This is a genomic window from Streptomyces cinnamoneus, assembly GCF_014650495.1.
Lineage (GTDB): Bacteria > Actinomycetota > Actinomycetes > Streptomycetales > Streptomycetaceae > Streptomyces > Streptomyces cinnamoneus.
The window spans coordinates 130,334-147,834 of record NZ_BMVB01000015.1; the positions used below are offsets into that span (position 1 = coordinate 130,334).

14 protein-coding genes are annotated in these 17,501 nt (G+C 73.2%); 3 read left to right on the plus strand and 11 right to left on the minus strand.

Translation table 11 applies throughout. The annotated features are described in order from the left end of the window. Positions 1-123: 123 nt before the first annotated feature. From IE182_RS21305 to IE182_RS21315, 3 genes are all read left to right on the plus strand, one after another. Positions 124-1,692 (plus strand): alpha/beta hydrolase, encoded by a 1,569-nt coding sequence (locus IE182_RS21305; protein ID WP_229844993.1) that lies wholly within the window; start codon positions 124-126, stop codon positions 1,690-1,692. Between the two features lie 144 nt (positions 1,693-1,836). Continuing rightward, positions 1,837-2,868: a hypothetical protein gene (locus IE182_RS21310; RefSeq protein WP_190111495.1), complete on the plus strand. Its 1,032-nt coding sequence runs from the start codon at positions 1,837-1,839 to the stop codon at positions 2,866-2,868. Positions 2,869-2,931: 63 nt separating this feature from the next. Next, the gene (locus IE182_RS21315; RefSeq protein WP_190111496.1) at positions 2,932-4,458 is read left to right on the plus strand and encodes an alpha/beta hydrolase; all 1,527 of its coding nucleotides are present in this window, start codon (positions 2,932-2,934) and stop codon (positions 4,456-4,458) included. A gap of 616 nt (positions 4,459-5,074) precedes the next feature. On the opposite strand, the gene moeZ is transcribed toward IE182_RS21315, so the two are convergent. The 11 genes from moeZ to IE182_RS21365 form a co-directional block, all read right to left on the minus strand. Next, on the minus strand, positions 5,075-6,253 hold the full coding sequence (gene moeZ / locus IE182_RS21320; protein WP_190111497.1) for an adenylyltransferase/sulfurtransferase MoeZ: 1,179 nt from the start codon (positions 6,251-6,253) through the stop codon (positions 5,075-5,077). A gap of 84 nt (positions 6,254-6,337) precedes the next feature. Beyond that, entirely contained in the window at positions 6,338-7,129 is a 792-nt protein-coding gene (locus IE182_RS21325; RefSeq protein WP_190111498.1) for a spherulation-specific family 4 protein, read from the minus strand. After that, positions 7,117-8,031 carry an NAD-dependent epimerase/dehydratase family protein gene (locus IE182_RS21330; protein ID WP_190111499.1) on the minus strand — a complete coding sequence of 305 codons (915 nt, stop codon included), beginning with the start codon at positions 8,029-8,031 and terminating at the stop codon, positions 7,117-7,119. Before IE182_RS21330 ends, IE182_RS21325 begins: the two co-directional genes overlap by 13 nt. A gap of 46 nt (positions 8,032-8,077) precedes the next feature. Beyond that, the gene (locus IE182_RS21335) at positions 8,078-9,253 is read right to left on the minus strand and encodes a hypothetical protein (RefSeq protein WP_190111500.1); all 1,176 of its coding nucleotides are present in this window, start codon (positions 9,251-9,253) and stop codon (positions 8,078-8,080) included. After that, complete coding sequence (locus tag IE182_RS21340; RefSeq protein WP_373303591.1) at positions 9,250-10,779, minus strand: DUF3492 domain-containing protein; 1,530 nt, start codon at positions 10,777-10,779, stop codon at positions 9,250-9,252. Before IE182_RS21340 ends, IE182_RS21335 begins: the two co-directional genes overlap by 4 nt. 161 nt (positions 10,780-10,940) lie before the next feature. Next, entirely contained in the window at positions 10,941-12,605 is a 1,665-nt protein-coding gene (locus IE182_RS21345) for a dipeptide ABC transporter ATP-binding protein (protein ID WP_190111502.1), read from the minus strand. After that, on the minus strand, positions 12,602-13,591 hold the full coding sequence (locus IE182_RS21350) for an ABC transporter permease (protein WP_190111503.1): 990 nt from the start codon (positions 13,589-13,591) through the stop codon (positions 12,602-12,604). Before IE182_RS21350 ends, IE182_RS21345 begins: the two co-directional genes overlap by 4 nt. Next, complete coding sequence (locus IE182_RS21355; protein ID WP_190111504.1) at positions 13,588-14,589, minus strand: ABC transporter permease; 1,002 nt, start codon at positions 14,587-14,589, stop codon at positions 13,588-13,590. Before IE182_RS21355 ends, IE182_RS21350 begins: the two co-directional genes overlap by 4 nt. Continuing rightward, a complete protein-coding gene (locus IE182_RS21360) occupies positions 14,586-16,307 on the minus strand; it encodes an ABC transporter substrate-binding protein (RefSeq protein ID WP_190111505.1) in 1,722 nt (573 codons plus the stop codon). Before IE182_RS21360 ends, IE182_RS21355 begins: the two co-directional genes overlap by 4 nt. Positions 16,308-16,471: 164 nt before the next feature. Then, positions 16,472-16,564, minus strand: a complete 93-nt coding sequence (locus tag IE182_RS32835; RefSeq protein ID WP_311775271.1) for an Ms4533A family Cys-rich leader peptide — start codon at positions 16,562-16,564, stop codon at positions 16,472-16,474. A 65-nt stretch (positions 16,565-16,629) separates the two neighbouring features. Next, positions 16,630-17,501: DUF3152 domain-containing protein (locus tag IE182_RS21365; RefSeq protein WP_190111506.1), on the minus strand; the 872-nt coding region annotated here is incomplete at its 5' end.

Genomic DNA, 17,501 nt, shown 5'->3' on the forward strand with positions numbered 1-17,501 from the left:
CGCCAAGCGGGCCGGGGCATCCCGTACGCTCCGCCCGGCCCGCCCGGCCCGCCCGGCCCCGCGGTAACCCGTACGCCCCGCACCGCGCGCGGCCCTCCCCCTCCCGCCCGGAGGATGGGAGGCGTGCCCAGATCCCCACGAGTCGGCGTCCTGCTGGCCGCGACCGTCCTTCTCCTCGCCACCGCCACGGGCTGCGACGGCGGCGTGGGTCCGGGCAGCAGCAGCGAAGCCGCCCCGGGCACGGGCGCGAGTGCGGGCAGCGGTGACACCGCCCGCCTCGCGGCCGCCGCACAGAAGCTGGAATGGAAGCAGTGTCCCGCCCCCGCCCGCAGCGAGGACAGCAGCGCGGGCCGGCCACCGGGGCGCGACTGGGAGTGCGCGACGCTGCGCGCCCCGCTGGACTACGCCCACCCCGACGCCGACACCATCGGCATCGCCATGATCCGGGCCAAGGCCACCGACCAGGCCCACCGCATCGGCTCGCTGATCTTCAACTTCGGCGGTCCGGGCGGCTCGGGCATCACCACCCTCCCGGCCTTCGCCGACGACTACCGCACCCTGCGCTCGCGTTACGACCTGGTCAGCTTCGACCCGCGGGGGGTGGGCCGCAGCAGCGGCGTGACGTGCCTGGACGACCGGCAACTCGACGCCTACTACGCCGCGGACGCCACCCCCACCGGTCAGGACGAGGAGCGGTCCCTGGTCGCCAGGATCGACCAGTACGCGGCGGCCTGCCAGAAGAACTCCGGCAAGATCCTCCCCCACGTCGGCACGACGAACGCCGCCCGCGACATGGACCTCATGCGGCACGTACTGGGCGACGCCAAGCTGCACTACTTCGGCATCTCGTACGGCACGGAACTGGGCGGCGTCTACGCCCACTTGTTCCCGAAGAACGTGGGCCGCGCCCTCCTGGACGCCGTGGTGGACCCGTCCAGCGACCCCGTGCAGAGCGCACTCGCGCAGGCGGGCGGCTTCCAGCTGGCGCTCGGCAACTACATGGCCGCCTGCGTGAAGACGTCCGACAACTGCCCCACCGAGCAGCAGATCACCGGCCTGCTCGACCGTCTCGGCAAGGACCCGGTGCCGGGTGGTTCCGGCCGTGACCTCACCCAGTCGCTGGCCACCAGCGGCATCGCCCAGTCCCTGTACTCGAAGGACTTCTGGGACTACCTCACGGAGGGCGTCGAGGACGCGGAGAACGACGACGGGAAGATCCTGCTCGCGCTCGGCGACTCCATGAACGGCCGTGGCCAGGACGGCAAGTACAGCTCGCTGCAGGCGTCGCTCAACGCCATCACCTGCGCGGACTTCGCCCAGCGCTACACGGCGGCCGAGATCGAGGGCAAGGTGCCGGAGTTCCGCAAGGCGTCCCCCGTCTTCGGGGAGTTCATGGCGTGGAGCCTGCTGCAGTGCACCGGTTGGCCCGTAAAGGGCGAATGGCAGACGCCGGACGTCAGCGCGAAGGGCTCCGCACCCGTGCTCGTGGTGGGCAACACCGGTGACCCGGCCACCCCTTACGAGGGAGCGCGCAAGATGGTGCAGGAACTGGGCCCGGGAGTGGGCGTGGAGATGACGTACCGGGGCGAAGGCCATGGGGCGTACGACAGCGGCAATGCGTGCGTGAAGAGCGCTGTTGACGCATACCTGCTGGAAGGTACCGTTCCGGAAGCCCATAAGATCTGCTCATAAGGTGTGCTGATAGCACCCATAGCACATCACACCGGTAATACGAACTCCGCCGGCTCGAATGTCAGTGGCCCGCACTACGATCGCCCGCACAGAAGTTCCGCACGCGACAACGGAGTTGCACCGGGGGACGAAGGGGGGCACGTCATGCCGAACACCACCGCAGCCGGCCGCACCGCCCGGCGGGCCCGCACGCTGACCGGCGCCCTGGCCATCGCGGCCCTGCTGGCGGCCTTGATGGCGCTGTGGCAGACGCAGTTCCGGCCGCTGTCCAAGCCGGAGTACTGCTGGGGCACCTGGCGCGCGGACGGCGGCCCGTTCCGCACGGACGCCGGGCGCGACGGCGGCGCACACCGCCGCACCGCCCGGGAGACGGCCCCCACCCCCGCCCGTCCCCACGGCCGCTGCTCGCTGAGCTGGAGCGGCGGCCGGGGCCGGGACGCCCCCCGCCGGAGCCTGGAGGTCCGCTACGAGACGGGCCCCAGCGCGGCGAAGGAGCGCCGGGCGTGGCTGGCGGAGCTGTTCGCCGGAGGCGACGCCGCCCTGCCGGACGACCTCCCCGGCTTCGTCACCGCCGCCACCGGCACCCTGGTCCTGCCCGCTTCGTGCGACGTGGACGGCCGGCCCTCGGTGGTGACGGTCTCGGGCTCGTTCGACTCCAGCCCGGACCGGACGGGCAGGATCCTCCTGGAGGCGGCCAACCGCGCCACGAAGGTGACGGGCTGCGCCGGCGAGGTGCGCACCACGGGCCCCACGACCCCCACGGGCTGCAGCCTCCCGCTCCCGGCTCCGCGGCCCGCGCCGGCATCCGCCTCGGCTCCCCCGGCCGCACCCGGGACCGCGGCGGGCAGTGCCCACGACGGCTTCCAGACCTGCGCCGTCGCCGGCGGCGGTCAGTGGGCGGCCCGGTTCACGATGGTCGCCCGGCCCCGCATCGTCACCCTGTTCGACGGACTGACCGGCGACAGCCCGCCCGCGCCCGGCTGGCGCGCCCTGGGCCGGATCGAGGCCACGGCCGCGCTCATACGGGCCGACTGCGCCGGCCGTCCCACGGTGTTCACCATGCGCACGGGCCCCGGCCGCACCGGGACGCGCCTGGACGACGCGCGCGAGGCGTTCCCCCCTCTCGTGGAGGCGGCGGCGGACCGCATGGGCTGCGCGCCCCTGCACTCCGTCTGACGGCGACCGTACGCCGGGGGGCGAAGGGCCTCCGGCGAGCGATTTCTCCGTAAAGTCGGTGGAATGAGTCCCACACGGCCCCGGGCCGCCGCCCTCGCCTCCGCCGCCCTCGCGCTCGCCCTCACCGCCACCGCGTGCGGGCGGGGAAGAGACGGCGACGGGTCCGGCGGCACCGACAGCAGGAACCGTTCGGCGGGCGCCCAGCTCACCTGGAAGCGCTGCGAGGCGCCCACCGCGCCCCAGGGCGGCGGCAAGGCGCCCGGCAAGGGGTGGGAGTGCGCGACGCTGCCCGTGCCCCTGGACCACGCCAAGCCGGACGGCGAGAAGATCGGCCTGGCGCTGATCCGCAGCAAGGCCCGGAACTCCTCCGGCCGCATCGGCTCGCTCGTCTTCAACTTCGGCGGCCCCGGCGGCTCCGGCGTCGCGGGCCTGCCGTCGCTGGCCGACAGCTACGAGAAGCTGCAGGGCCGCTACGACCTGGTGAGCTTCGACCCGCGCGGCGTGGGCGAGAGCGCGGGCGTGCGGTGCCAGAGCGACAAGGAGCTCGACGCCTCCTACCAGATCGACGGCACACCCGACGACGACGCCGAGCTCAAGGAGACCCTGACGGCGAACAAGGCGTACATCGACGCGTGCGCCAAGAACTCCGCCAAGGTCCTCCCCCACGTGGACACGATCAGCGCCGCCCGCGACCTCGACCTGATCCGGTCCGCGCTCGGCGAGCAGAAGCTGCACTACTTCGGCATCTCGTACGGCACGGAACTGGGCGCGGTCTACGCCCACTTGTTCCCGAAGAACGTCGGCCGGGCCGTCCTCGACGCGGTCGTCGACCCGACCCAGGACCCGCTGCAGGGCAACCTCGGCCAGACCAAGGGCTTCCAGCTTGCCCTCGACAACTACCTGAAGGACTGCGGCACTTCCGGCGGCTGCCCGACGCAGGCGCAGATCACCACCCTGCTCAAGGACCTCGACGCCAAACCCCTGCCGACCACGCAGGGCCGCAAGCTCACCCAGGACGAGGCGGTCAACGGCATCGCGGCCGCGCTGTACTCGAAGGACACCTGGAAGTACCTGACGGCCGGGCTCCAGGAGGCCCTGCGCAAGGGCACCGGCAACACCCTGCTGCTGCTCTTCGACTCCCTCGTCGGCCGCGCCCCCGACGGCCGCTACAGCAACCTCCAGGCCGCCAACCGGGCGGTCTCCTGCGCCGATGCCGAGCAGCGCTACACCGTGGCCGACGTGAAGCAGCGCCTGCCGGAGTTCCGGGCGGCGTCGCCGGTCTTCGGGGAGTCGGCGGCGTGGTCCCTGCTGTCCTGCACGGACTGGCCGGTGAAGGGCAAGTGGAAGACCCCCGACGTGAGCGCGGACGGCTCGGCGCCGATCGTGGTCGTCGGCAACGCGGGCGACCCGGCGACGCCCGTGGCCGGTGCGGAGCGCATGGCGGAGAAGCTCGGCAGGGGCGTCGGCGTCCGCCTCACCGTCAAGGGCGAGGGCCACGGCACGTACGGGGTCGACGAGTGTGCGACCAAGGCCGTGGACGCCCACCTGCTGGAGGGCAGGACCCCGGCGGACGGCACCGTCTGCTCCTGAACGCCGACGGCCCCCGCTCGCGCGAGGCGAACGGGGGCCAGCGGGCGGCCGCTCCTATGCTGTTGCTCGCCCGAAGGGTCAACTGTTGGTTTCGCAGAGGGCAAGCGCCTGGATCTCGTCAGGGCTGCTGGCCGCCCAGGTATTGGGCGTGTCAGGCGATGGGCCATTCATGAATATGATCGGGCCCCGTTCAATAGGCACGAAACCCTTCACCGCGTATCCGCCGCCGATCAAGTGGGTGCCCTCCGGACACGTTGCCTCGGAGTGCTGGCCCACGGGCCCGGCAACCGTCGTCGACGTCACAGCCTCAGCTGTACTAGCGGTCGCCAAACCGAAGGCGGTTGTGATCAGTAGAGTGCCGACCACAACGGCGCTCGCGCGCGAGCGCGCTGAGTTCATTCGAGTCATGGCCTGGTCCTTCTCGCGAAGAACCCCCCTTTCGGACCAGCGTAGACGTGCTCGCCGCCCCTCGCACGGCAGACCGGATCGCAGCCGTCCGTGGGCCGTCCGTGGGTGACTGACGGCAGCCGACAACGACCAACAACACATGCGGCGTGGCAGCAATGTGGGGGGCTGCGACACAACTCCGCAGCCCCCCTCCCCAAAAAACGGTCGATCAGTAGACCGGCTTCTGCGGCTCGACCTGGTTGACCCAGCCGATCACGCCACCGCCGACGTGCACGGCGTCGGCGAAGCCGGCCGACTTCAGCACGGCCAGCACCTCCGCCGAGCGGACGCCCGTCTTGCAATGCAAGACGATCTTCTTGTCCTGCGGAAGGTCCTGGAGGGCGTTGCCCATCAGGAACTCGTTCTTGGGGATCAGGCGGGCGCCGGGGATCGAGACGATCTCGTACTCGTTCGGCTCGCGGACGTCGATGACGTCGATGTTCTCGCCCGCGTCCATCCACTCCTTGAGCTGCGCGGGAGTGATCGTCGAGCCGGCCGCCGCCGCCTGCGCCTCCTCGGAGACGACGCCGCAGAACGCCTCGTAGTCGATGAGCTCGGTGACGGTGGGGTTCTTGCCGCAGACCGCGCAGTCGGGGTCCTTGCGGACCTTGACCTGCCGGTAGGTCATCTCCAGGGCGTCGTAGATCATCAGGCGGCCGACGAGCGGGTCGCCGATGCCGGCCAGCAGCTTGATGGCCTCGTTGACCTGGATGGAGCCGATCGACGCGCACAGCACGCCCAGCACGCCGCCCTCGGCGCAGGAGGGGACCATGCCCGGCGGCGGGGGCTCGGGGTAGAGGCAGCGGTAGCAGGGGCCATGCTCGCTCCAGAAGACGGACGCCTGTCCGTCGAAGCGGTAGATCGAGCCCCAGACGTACGGCTTGCCCAGCAGCACGCAGGCGTCGTTGACCAGGTAGCGGGTGGCGAAGTTGTCCGTGCCGTCCACGATCAGGTCGTACTGCGCGAAGATCTCCATGACGTTGTCGGCCTCAAGGCGGCCCTCGTGGAGAACGACGTTCACGTACGGGTTGATGCCGAGCACCGTGTCGCGCGCGGAGGCGGCCTTGGAACGGCCGATGTCCGACTGGCTGTGGATGATCTGGCGCTGCAGGTTCGACTCGTCGACCTCGTCGAACTCCACGATGCCGAGCGTGCCGACGCCGGCCGCGGCCAGGTACATCAGGGCTGGGGAGCCGAGGCCGCCGGCGCCCACACAGAGCACCTTCGCGTTCTTCAGGCGCTTCTGCCCGTCCATCCCGACGTCCGGGATGATCAGGTGGCGGGAGTACCGACGGACCTCGTCGACGGTGAGCTCGGCAGCCGGCTCGACCAGGGGTGGCAGCGACACAGGGGCTCCAGGGTCATCCCCACGGGTGCGGGGAACATAGAGGCAGCGTTCTGTTCTTCCCCTGCAACACTGCCACGCCCCGTCTCATTCCGAGACACCAGGTCCGATGCGCGAGACGATCTCGTCCCAGTAGCCGGGCAGGGACTCCCAGGGGTCGACGTCGTCGTGGTCGGTGCGGTCGGTGAGGTAGACGGTGCCCGCGCCCTGCCAGCGGGCGATGCGCAGCGCCTCGTCGAGGTGGTGGCGCGGCACGCCGTGCACGAGGTGGCAGAACCGCTCGGGCGGGTGCTCGGCGGTCCATTCGGGGGCCTGGGACCAGCGGTAGCGGGACCACGGCCCGGCGAAGGTCACCAACTGGTCGGCGAGGGCGGCGTATCCGGAGCAGGCGGGCCCGCCCTGCACGAGCACCACGTGGGCCGCGTCGAGCAGGGTCCGCAGGGCACCGACCGCGCGCCGGGTGCCGGGGAGCCCGGCGGCGTCGGTGGGGCAGCGGCCCAGGGCGAAGCCGTCGACGCGGTACCAGTTGAGGTAGCGCTGTGCGTCCGAGAGCAGTTCGCCGAAGGGACGCGTGCCGTGACCGGCGTCCAGGTGGCCGAGCACCCGGACGCCGGAGGTGCGCAGCGGGACGACGGCGGACAGGCAGTACGGGTCCTGGCGGAAGCCGGGGCCGCCGACGGATCCGCCGGTGGGTCCGCCGGTGCCGCGCAGGGTGCCGGCGCCGAGCACCACCCAGTCCAGCGGGAGCCCGGTCCGCTGGAGGCCGCCCCATTCGACGGGGGCGACCAGGGGGTGGGCGAAGCCGGGCACGGCGATCCGGAGGGGGGCCTTGCGGGCGGCGGGGGCGCGTCGGTGGCCCGGCGAGATCAGATACGACACGCCGCCTCCATCCAGATGTCGGCCAGTGATTCCTCCAGGCCGATGCGGGGGCGCCAGCCGAGCCGGTCGCGGGCGGTGCGCACGTCGGCCTGCTGCCAGCCGCCGCAGCCGTCGGGGTAGGGGTAGGCGGGCGGGCTGCCCAGGTGCGGGTCGTCCAGTTCGTGGAGGGCGCCGCCGAAGCCGGCGACGCGGGCGAGGAGGGTCGCCGCGTCGCGCAGCCGGACGGCGCGGCCGGTGCCGATGTTGACGGCGCCCTGCGCGGCGGACAGGGAGGCCGCGTGGACGGCGCGGGCGATGTCGCGGACGTCGACGAAGTCGCGCTGGACGCCCAGGCCCGTCAGTTTGAGTTCGTTGTCGCCGCTCTGCATGGCCCGCCGCATGGCCTCGGCGAGCCGGCCGAGCGGTGAGCCGGCGGGGGTGCCGGGGCCGACGGGCGAGAAGACCCGCAGCACGATGGCGTCCAGGCCGGAGCCGAGGACGAGTTCGGTGGCGGCGAGCTTGCTGACGCCGTACGGGCCGCCCGGGCGGGGGACGGCGTCCTCGGCGGTGGAGGAGCCGGGCTGCGAGGGCCCGTACTCCGAGGAGCAGCCCACCTGGACCAGCCGGGCGCCGCAGCCGCTGCGGCGCAGCGACTCGCAGATGGTGGCGACGGCGACGGTGTTGTGCCGGGTGAGTTCGCGGGCGCCGCCCCGCGTGGCGCCCGCGCAGTTGATGACGACGCCGGGGTGGACGGCGTTGAGGAACCGGGTGAGTGCACCGGGGCTGCCGCTGGCCAGGTCGAAGCGGACGTCCGCGTCGTCGCCGCGGCCGAGCGCGGTGAGCTGGACGGCGGGGTCGGCGAGCAGCCGGTCGGCCACGAAGCGGCCGAGGTAGCCGTTGGCGCCGAGCAGCAGGACTCTCATCGGTCGTGCCCTCGCTCTCGCCCGGTGGTGCCAAGGGGGTGAACGGTCATCTTCCTTGCTCTCCTCTGACGGGGTGTGGGGTCGCCGGGCGAGGGCTCCTGCCCGGTGCCCGGGGCACCGGCGGCGCCCCCGGGGGCAGGGCGGTTCGGGAGGGGTGCGGGGCGTCCGTGCGGCCGTGGACCGAGGCCCTCGACAGCGCGGGGACGGCGTGGGCCAGCAGGGCGAGGGCCGGCAGGGTGCACGCGAGGAGCGGGACGACGGCCGGGCCGTAGGCGCCCGCCGCCCAGCCGACGGGCCATCGCAGGGCTTCGCAGCCGGGCAGCCGGGCGGCGAGCAGGCTGGCCAGCGGCAGGGCCTCGGCGGTGGCGGCGGCGAGGGTGGCGGTGACGGCGGCCCGGGTCAGGCCGTGCGCGGACAGCAGCCGGGCGAGGAAGAACAGTGCGCCGAGGGCGGCCACGGCGGCGCAGTCCAGGGCGGGCCGGGCGGGGACGCCGAGCAGGCCGCCGGGGGGCAGGGCGGTGCGGGCCGGCCAGAGGCAGGCGAGCAGGGCGCCGAGGAAGAGGGCGAGGGCCACGAGCAGGGCGGGCCGGACCTGCCGTGCGAATTCGTCCAGGCCGCGGCTTCGGGCGAGGACGCGCCGGGCCCGTTCGGTGAACCAGTGGGCGCACCATGCGGCGGGTGCCACGGCGCAGGCCAGGGCGAGCGCGGTGGGGGCGGCGGCGTTCACGGCGGCCGCGGCCAGGGCGTGGGCGGACCGGCCGTGGCGCCCGTGCAGGAGCAGGGTGACGGCGCAGTCGCCGGCCAGGGCGTAGGCGGTCAGCCAGAGCCAGGCGGGCAGGCCGGCCCTGCCCCGGCCGGCGCGCAGGGCCGCGCAGGTTGCGGGCCGGTGCTCGCCCGTGGCCGTTCCGTCGTGCCGGGTGGACGGCGGGGCCTGACCGTAGGTGTCCTCGTCGCGCTCCACACGCGCGTGGAGCTCCTCGGCGAGGGAGAAGACGTCGCGGTGGCGGTACTCGGCGGCGACGCGGTCGCCGATGCCGTGCTTCTCCAGGGCCGCGGCGATTTCGAGCGGGTGGACGGCGCCGGCGCACAGTGCGTGGTGGCGGCGCAGGAGTGCCTTGACGGGGTCTGCCGGTGCCCGGTCCGGTGCGGGGGCGTCCGCCGGGTCCTCGGCTATGCCGACGGGGGTCGCTGCGCTGGTGCCGGGCCGCAGTGATGTGGTCATGGGCGCCCTGCCCAGGTGGGCGAGGCGGCGCGGGGCGAGACGGCGAGCGGGGGCTGGGCGCCGGCGGCGTGGGAGAAGGGGACGGCGGGGTCGGGGGCGGTGTGCTGGACGGGGGCGCGGGAGAGGACTTCGAGGTAGACGGCGCCGAAGGCGGAGACGTTCTGCTCGACGGTGAAGAGTTCGAGGGCGCGGGCCCGGGCGGCGGCGCCGAGCCGTGCGCGGCGTCCGGGGTCGCCCAGCAGGGCCCGGCAGGCGGCGGCGAGGGCGGCGGGGTCGCGCGGGGGGACGATCAGGCCGGTGCCGCCGATGACTTCGCGGACGGCGCCGACGTCGGGCGAGACGGTGGCGCGGGCGCAGAACATGGCTTCGGCGAGGGCTGCGGGGAAGCCGTCGTGGGCGCCGGAGAGGAGGACGACGCTGCCGTCGGCGTAGTCCTCGGGGCCGCAGGCGGGTCCGAAGGTGACGCCTTCGGGGCCGTGGAGGGTGTCGGGGGGCGCTCCGACGACCTTCAGCCGGATGGCGGGTTCGGCCGTGCGGAGGGTGGCCAGGGCCTCCCAGAGGTGGGGTTCGACCGGGCCGCCGGTCCAGACGAGGGTGAGTCCGTCGTCGGCGGCCTCTCCGTCGCCCTCGCCGACCGCTTCGTAGAGGCTGGCGTCCATACCGGGGTGGACGGTGCGCAGCCGGGCGCGGTCGGCGCCGCAGCGCTCCTGCCAGCGGCGGCCCTGCCCGTCGCCGGCGGTGATCACGGCGGCTTCGGCGTAGATGCGGGCGGCGAGCTGCCGGTGGAAGGCGGACATCAGGGTGCGTACGGGAAGGGAGAGGTCGCCGGGGCCGGAGAGGTAGTGCTCGCGCAGCCGGACCTCGTATTCGGTGACGAGGAGGGGGGTGCCGAAGAAGCGTTTGGCCAGCAGGCCCGGGAGGGCGGCGGGTCCGGCGGAGGTGGCGTGGCAGAGGTCGACGGCGGCGAGGCCGCGGTCGCCGCCCGCGGTGCCGTACCAGTCGAGGGAGAGGGGGCGCAGGGCGCGTTCGAGGAGTTCGGAGACGACGAGGAGGTCGGCGACGCGGGTGCCGTAGACGGCGGGGTGGGCGCCGGGGGCGCGGCAGGCGGTCTCCAGAGCGCGCAGGGCCTGTTCGGAGCGGAGTGCGGCGGCGAGGCCGCCCTCGTCGCGGGCGAGGCCGGCGAGGCCGTCGAGCCCGTCGGCGAAACGGTACGCCTGATCTCCCGGCAGGGTGATCGCGGCTGCCAGGTCACCGAAGTGGGCGGAGAACCGGCGGCGCTGGTCGCGTCCGTACGAGCCGTAGGCGCGGCTCGCACAGCCGGGGGCGGGTCCGCCCCACAGGGGTGCGGCCCGGACCCGCCGGACGTTGCCCGGCAGGGCGTGCCAACCGCTGTCCTCCTGGCGGGCGCTGCGGCTCAGGGCGTAGAGCTCGAAGTCGTGCTGGCCCAGTCCGCGCACCAGCCGGTCGCACCACTCCCCGCCCTCGCCGGCGGCATACGGATACCCGCCCTCGGAAAGCAGTCCCACACGCACGAACGCACCCCCGTTCTCCCTTGTCGGAAGCCGCCGTTAGGGCAGCGGGGAGCACGCTATGCGCGCTTCCCGGTGGCGCGGCGGACGGTTGTCCGTCGCGCCACCGGAAGGGGTGAACGGGAGTGACTTTCCAGCAGGCGGGGCGTTTGATCGCGCTATGCGGCGGGGCCGTGGCCGGCCGTGGTGGCGGGCCGCTCCAGGGTGGGCACGGCGGCCAGCAGGGCCTGGGTGTAGGCGTGCCGGGGGCGTTCGTAGACGTCGTCCGCCGGGCCCTCCTCCACGATGCGCCCGCCGCGCATGACGACCAGCCGGTCGCTGACCTGGCGCACGACGGCGAGGTCGTGGGCGATGAAGACCAGCGCGATGCCCAGGTCGCGCTGCAACTCGCCCAGCAGCCGCACGACCTGCGCCTGGGTGGTGACGTCCAGGGCGGAGACCGGCTCGTCGCACACGATCAGCTTCGGCTCGGGGGCGAGGGCGCGGGCGATGCCCACGCGCTGCCGCTGGCCGCCGCTGAACTCGTGCGGGTAGCGGTGGTAGGCGGCGGGGTCGAGGCCGACGCGCTCCAGCAGTTCCCTTACGCGGCCGACGATCTGAGCCTCCCCCAGCTTTCCGGCGGCCCGCAGCGGGTCGGCGATGGACTCGCCGATGCTGCGGCGCGGGTTGAGCGAGGAGACCGGGTCCTGGAAGACCATCTGCAGTTCGCTGCGGAAGGCGCGGAGCTCGCGCTCCTTGAGGCCGCCGATGGAGCGGCCGCGGTAGTACAGTTCGCCGCCGGTGGGCTCCAGCAGGCGGACCAGCATGCGACCGAGGGTGGTCTTTCCGCTGCCGGACTCGCCGACGATGCCGACGGTCTCGCCGGCCCGTACGGTGAGCGAGGTGCCCTCCACGGCGGTGACGGTCTGCTTGCCACGCCCGAACTCGCGCCGCAGGGCGGTGGCTTCGAGCAGGACCTCACCGTCGGCGTCGGCGCCGGCCGGGCGCTGCCGCCGTTCGGTGATGCGCGGGACGGCCGCCAACAGCTCGCGGCTGTAGGGCTCGCGGGGCGCGCCGAGCACGTCGCGCACCGGCCCGTGCTCGACGGCCCGTCCGTCCTTCATCACGAGCAGTTCGTCGACGCTGTCGGCCGCGACGCCCAGGTCGTGGGTGACCAGGATCAGGCCCATGCCGTTCTCCTCGCGCAGTTCGCGCAGGAGGCCGAGGATCTGGTCCTGGACGGTGACGTCGAGGGCGGTGGTGGGCTCGTCGGCGACCAGGAGGCGGGGTGCGCAGGCCAGTGCCATGGCGATGAGGGCGCGCTGGCGCATGCCGCCGCTGAACTCGTGCGGGCGCAGGCGGGCGCGGCGGGCGGCGTCCGGGATGCCGACCCGGTCCAGGACCTCGGCCGCGCGGGCGCGGGCGGCGCGGCGGGAGGCGCCGCGGTGGTGGAGGCGGTGGACCTCGGCTATCTGGTCGCCGACGGCCCGGTAGGGGTCGAGGGAGGAGAGCGGGTCCTGGAAGACCATGGCCGCCGTGCCGCCGCGCAGCCGCCGCAGTGCGGCGTCGTCGGCGGCCTGCACGTCGTGCCCGGCGACGCGCACCGAGCCGGTGACGTGGGCGCCGGTGCCCCGGTGCAGGCCGAGGAGGGCGTAGGCGGCGGTGGACTTGCCGGAGCCGGATTCGCCGACGATGCCGAGGGCCGCGCCGGGCCGAAGGGTGAAGGAGAGGTCGTCGACGGCCCGGACGAGACCTGCGGTCGGGTGGGAGCCGGCCTCCGGGCCGGGGCCGGCCGGGAAGGCGACGGACAGGCCGTCCACCGCGACCAGGGGCTGGGGCGTCATCGCAGGACCACCCTTCGGTCGGCGGCGGCGTGGAGCACGTCCGCCACGATGTTGGCGAGGACGACGGCCGTGCCGGTGACCGTCACCACGGCGACGACCACGGGCAGGTCGAGGGTGGTGGTGGCGTGCACGAGCAGCTGTCCGATGCCGGGCAGGCCGAACATCATCTCGGTGAGGACGGCGTTGCCGAACATCGACCCGAAGTCGGCCGCGGACAGCGCGATGACGGGGGCGACGGCGCCGCGCAGGGCGTGCCGCCCGACGAGCGAGCGTTCGGTGGCCCCGTAGGCGCGGAAGGTGCGGATGTGGTCCTCGGCCAGCGTCTCCAGCAGGGAACTGCGGGTCAGCCGGGCGTACTTCGCCGATTCGAGCAGGCCGAGCGCGGCCCAGGGCAGCAGCATGTTCCAGGCCCACTGCTCGGGGTCGTCGGTGAGCGGGACGTAGGTGGGGAAGGGCAGCCAGGCCAGGTAGGCGCAGAACAGCATGAGCAGGCCGAGGCCGCTGATGAAGACGGGGGTGGCCGTTCCGGCGAGGGTGAGCCAGGTCAGGACGCGTTCGGTGATCCCGCCGCGGCGCAGTGCGGAGAGCAGGCCGGTGCCGGTGCCCAGGAGCAGCCACACGGCCATGGCGCCGACCGCGAGCGAGGCGGTGGCGGGCAGCCGCTCGACGAGCATGTCGGTGACCTGCTGGTTGTTCTGGTACGAGAGGCCGAAGCAGGGGGCGTCGCAGTGCAGCACCCCGGCGCCGGTGGAGTAGTCGTGGCCGGTGACGAGGCCCTGCAGGAAGTGCCAGTACTGCGTGTGAACGGGGTCGTCGAGGGAGAGCTGTGCCCGGACCTGGGCGATCTGCTCGGGGTTGCAGCGGGGGCCGCAGGCCAGGCGGGCGGGGTCGCCGGGGGCGATGTAGAAGGTCGCGTAGACGACGGCGGTGAGCACGAGGACGACGGCGAGCGCCCCGGCGAGGCGCCGCAGGAGGTAGCCGGTCATGCCGCACCTCGCGCGCTGCTCGTGCGCGCCGTGCGCCGCTTCGTGCCGACGCTCAGCCGTGAGGCCGCGCGCGGGTCGAGGGCGGTGCGCACCCCGTCGCCGAGGACGGTGAAGGCGAGGGTGGTGAGGAACAGCATGAGGGCCGGCAGCAGGACGTACATGGGGTCGGCGCGGAACCAGGTGGTGGCTGACGAGAGCATGTGTCCCCAGGAGGGGGTCGGGGCCTTCACCCCGACGCCGAGGAAGGACATGCTCGATTCGAGCACGATGTTGGTGGGCAGCAGGACGGCCGCGTAGGTGATCACGGGGCCGGCGAGCGAGGGCAGCAGTTCGCGCCGGGCCACCCGCCAGGTGGAGCCGCCGGTCAGCCGGGCGGCCGAGACGAAGTCGAGCTTCTTCAGGCTCAGGGTCTGGGCGCGCACGAGCCGTGCCATGCCGCCCCACTGGAGGAGTCCGATGGCGATGACGAGGAGCACCGGGCGCGGGAAGTCCGCCGGGACGACGGCCATCAGGGCGATGGCGAAGACCAGCAGGGGCATCGCCACCATCACGTCGGTGACGTGGCCGAGCGCGCTCTCGACGAAGCGGTTGCCGAGCGCGGCCGCCAGGCCCACGCCGAGGCCGATCAGGATCTGGACGAGGGTCGCGCCGAGGGCGACGAGCAGCGAGACGCGGGCGCCGTACAGCAGGCGCACGAACATGTCGCGGCCGGTGCCCGGTTCGACGCCCAGCCAGTGCTCGGCGCTGATGCCGCCGAGGTCGCCGAAGGGCACGCCGCCGCGCGCGGAGTCGACGAGGGCGTCGTGGTACGTGTTCGGGTCCTGGCCCTCCAGGGCGGCCAGCAGCGGTGCGGCGAGGGCGAGGAGGACGAGCAGGCCCAGCACGGCGCCGGCCGCGAGCGCGGACCTGCGCGCGCGCAGCCGCCGCCAGACCTGCCGGGCGCCGGAGACGGGAGCGGCTCCCGTCTCCGGTTCCTGGGTGGTGATCGGGTCCGTCACTTGACCGCGACCTGCGAGACGTCGAGAACACCGGTCCAGTTGCTGATGACGACGTTCTTGACGTCCTTGCCGAAGAGGCGCTTGTAGACGGGGTTGAAGAGCGGCACGGTCAGGGCCTGCTCACCGATCTTCTTGTCGAGGGCGCCCCAGCGCTCGGCGGCCGCGTCATGGTCGGTGATCTTGTTGATCGCGTCGATCTCGTCGTTGGTCGTCGCGTCGTCGAGGCGGGCGGTGTTGAAGTTGGCGCCGTCCTTGACGATCTGCCGGCCGTCGAAGATCGGGGCGAGGAACGGGCCGCCGGAGGGCCAGTCGGCGCCCCAGTGGGCGATGAAGAGGCCCGGCTGCTTGTCGAAGCTGTGGATCTTCTCGTCGTAGTCGTTGTCCTCCAGGCCCTCCAGCTTCACGGTGATCCCGGCCTCCTTGAGCGCGGCCTGGACGGCGGTCGCGATCTCGGGGCCGGTCTCGAAGTTCTGGGCCGTGGAGTGGGTGAGGGTGATCTCCAGGCCACTCTCGTGACCGGCGTCCTTCAGCAGTTCCCTGGCCTTGGCGGCATCGCCCTTGGCGCCCGCCGGGAAGTGGTCGTACGGCGTGTGGCCGAGGGGCTTCTGGGGCGGCAGGAAGGTCGTGGTGGGCTCGGCGAGCGAGGAGCCGCCCGCGGCGTTGACGACGCTGGTGCGGTTGATCGCGTACGAGATCGCCCGGCGGACCTTCGGGTCGTCGAAGGGCTTGACCGTGGGGTTGAACGCCAGGTACGAGGTCTGGCCGAAGTGGCCGGTGCCGACCCGCTCGGCGAGCTTCTTGTCGCCGGTGACCTGGGCGAGTTCGGCCGGGCCGAGGTTGGTGTCGGTGGTCACGGCGGCCGCGTCGGCGCCGGAGCCGGTGGACAGCCGCTGGTTGATGACGGCCGGGGACAGGCCGGACTTGACCTCGATGCGGTCGGGGTAGGCGTGCCGCTCCTTGTCGGTCTCCTCGGACCAGTGGGGGTTGCGCTCCAGCGTCATCTGCTCGCCGTCGCCCACGTTCTTGACGACCTTGTACGGGCCGGACGAGACCGGGTGCTCGGCGTACCTGGCGCCGGTGTCCTTGGCCTTGGGCACGGGCGCGAACTGGGTGGAGGTGGCGAAGTAGGGGAAGTCGCCCTCGGACTTCCTCAGCTTGAAGACGATGGTCTTCTCGTCGGGCGTCTCGATCGAGTCGAGGCCCTTCTTCTCCTTGTACGGGCCCTGGTAGGTGTCGCCGCCGATGAGCCAGTCGCGCAAGTAGGGGGCGCCGCCGGAGAGTTCGGCGGCGAAGGAGCGCTCGACTCCGTACTTGATGTCGGCGGAGGTGATGGGCGAGCCGTCCTCGTACTTCAGCCCGTCCTTGAGCTTGTACGTCCACGTCTTGGCGTCGTCGCTGGGGGTGCCGGTGTCCGTGGCGAGGTCGGGGACCACCTTGGTGCCCTCGGCGCCGTTCTCACGGTTGCGGGTGGTGAGGGTGCGGTAGACCAGCGAGGGGATGTTGCCGCCGCCGGAGGTGTAGAGGCGGGCGGGGTCGAACTGCTTCTGCGGCGCCCGGTTGAGGACAGTGAGCGTGCCGCCCTTGGCGGGTGCGCCGTCGGCGCCGCCGCCCCCCGCACCGTCGCTCTTCTCCGGGCCGCACGCCGCTGCGCCGCCGGCCAGGACCACACTGACGGCGGCAGCGGCCACCCGACGGGATATGACGGACATGTGACGCATGACAGGAAAAGCCTTTCGCGGGGGGGGGCAGCGAGGAATGCCGAAGGAAGGACGGCAGGAAGCACCCACGGAAGGCGGTTGGAGGAGCGCACGGGGACGCAGGACCGCCCCCGGCGGACGCGACGCTGCCGGGCAGCGCGCAAGAGCGCGGGGGAAGGGCGGTCTCAGCGACAGAGGATGTCGGCGACTGCGTGCGCGGCCACGCCGATCAGCGCCAGCTCGAAGCCGGCGATCTCGGAGGCGTGGTGGTGCGACATGCGCAGAAGACTGAACGAATTTTCGCCCCCTGGCAAAGATGTCTCACATGGAGAGACCGAACGGCTCAGGATGCGGAACGGGGCGCGGCCTCCGGATACGGCCAGGGGTTGGGCCGGCAGGTCTTGTCGTCCGTCGTCAGGAACTTCGTCTGCTGCATCATCACCGGCGCCAGGGCGCCCTGTGCGCTGCAGGACTCGTGGTCGCGGCCGAGCCGGTGGCCGACCTCGTGGTTGATCAGCATCTGCCGGTAGGCGTGCATCTCGTCGCCGTAGGTCTGCGACCCCTGCGCCCACCGGTAGGCATTGATCATCACGCGGTCGGTGGCGGCGGAGTCGCAGGAGACGTTGTCCTCGGTGGTGTCCAGGCCGGACTTGGCGCACCAGGTCGCCGTCGTCCGGGGGCTGGCCAGGGTGACCACGAAGTCGGCGTCGCCGGAGGAGACGCGCTCGAACGTGCGCTTGGCTCCGTGGCCCCAGCTGCGCTCGTCGTTGAGCGTGCGGTGCACGGCCTCGGCGAAGAGGGCGCCGTCGAGCGGCAGTCCCTTCTCCACGTCAACGCGGTAGCGCACCACATCACCCTTACCGGGGGCCTGGTCGGTGCCCGGCACGACCTCGAATTCACCCGAGGCGCCGGCCTGCTCCTCCAGCGGGTACTTCCCGGCCATCTTCTGCTCGTACGTGACGGGCACCTGGGCGCCGCCGTAGGGCGTGGGCCGGGCGTCGGAGCGCGAGGCGGTGTCGGCGCCGGAGCGGTTGCCGATGCCGGCGGGCCGGGCCTGCGCCGTGTCGTCGCCCCGCTGCACCTGTCCGGCCACCATGACCGCCAGCACGGCCGTCACCAGGGCGGCGGTCACGCCGGTCACGGTGCGGGCCACCGTCCGGCCGGGGCCGCGCGGGGCGGCCGCGGCGTGGGAGCCGCCGCCCGCCGGGGCCGCGC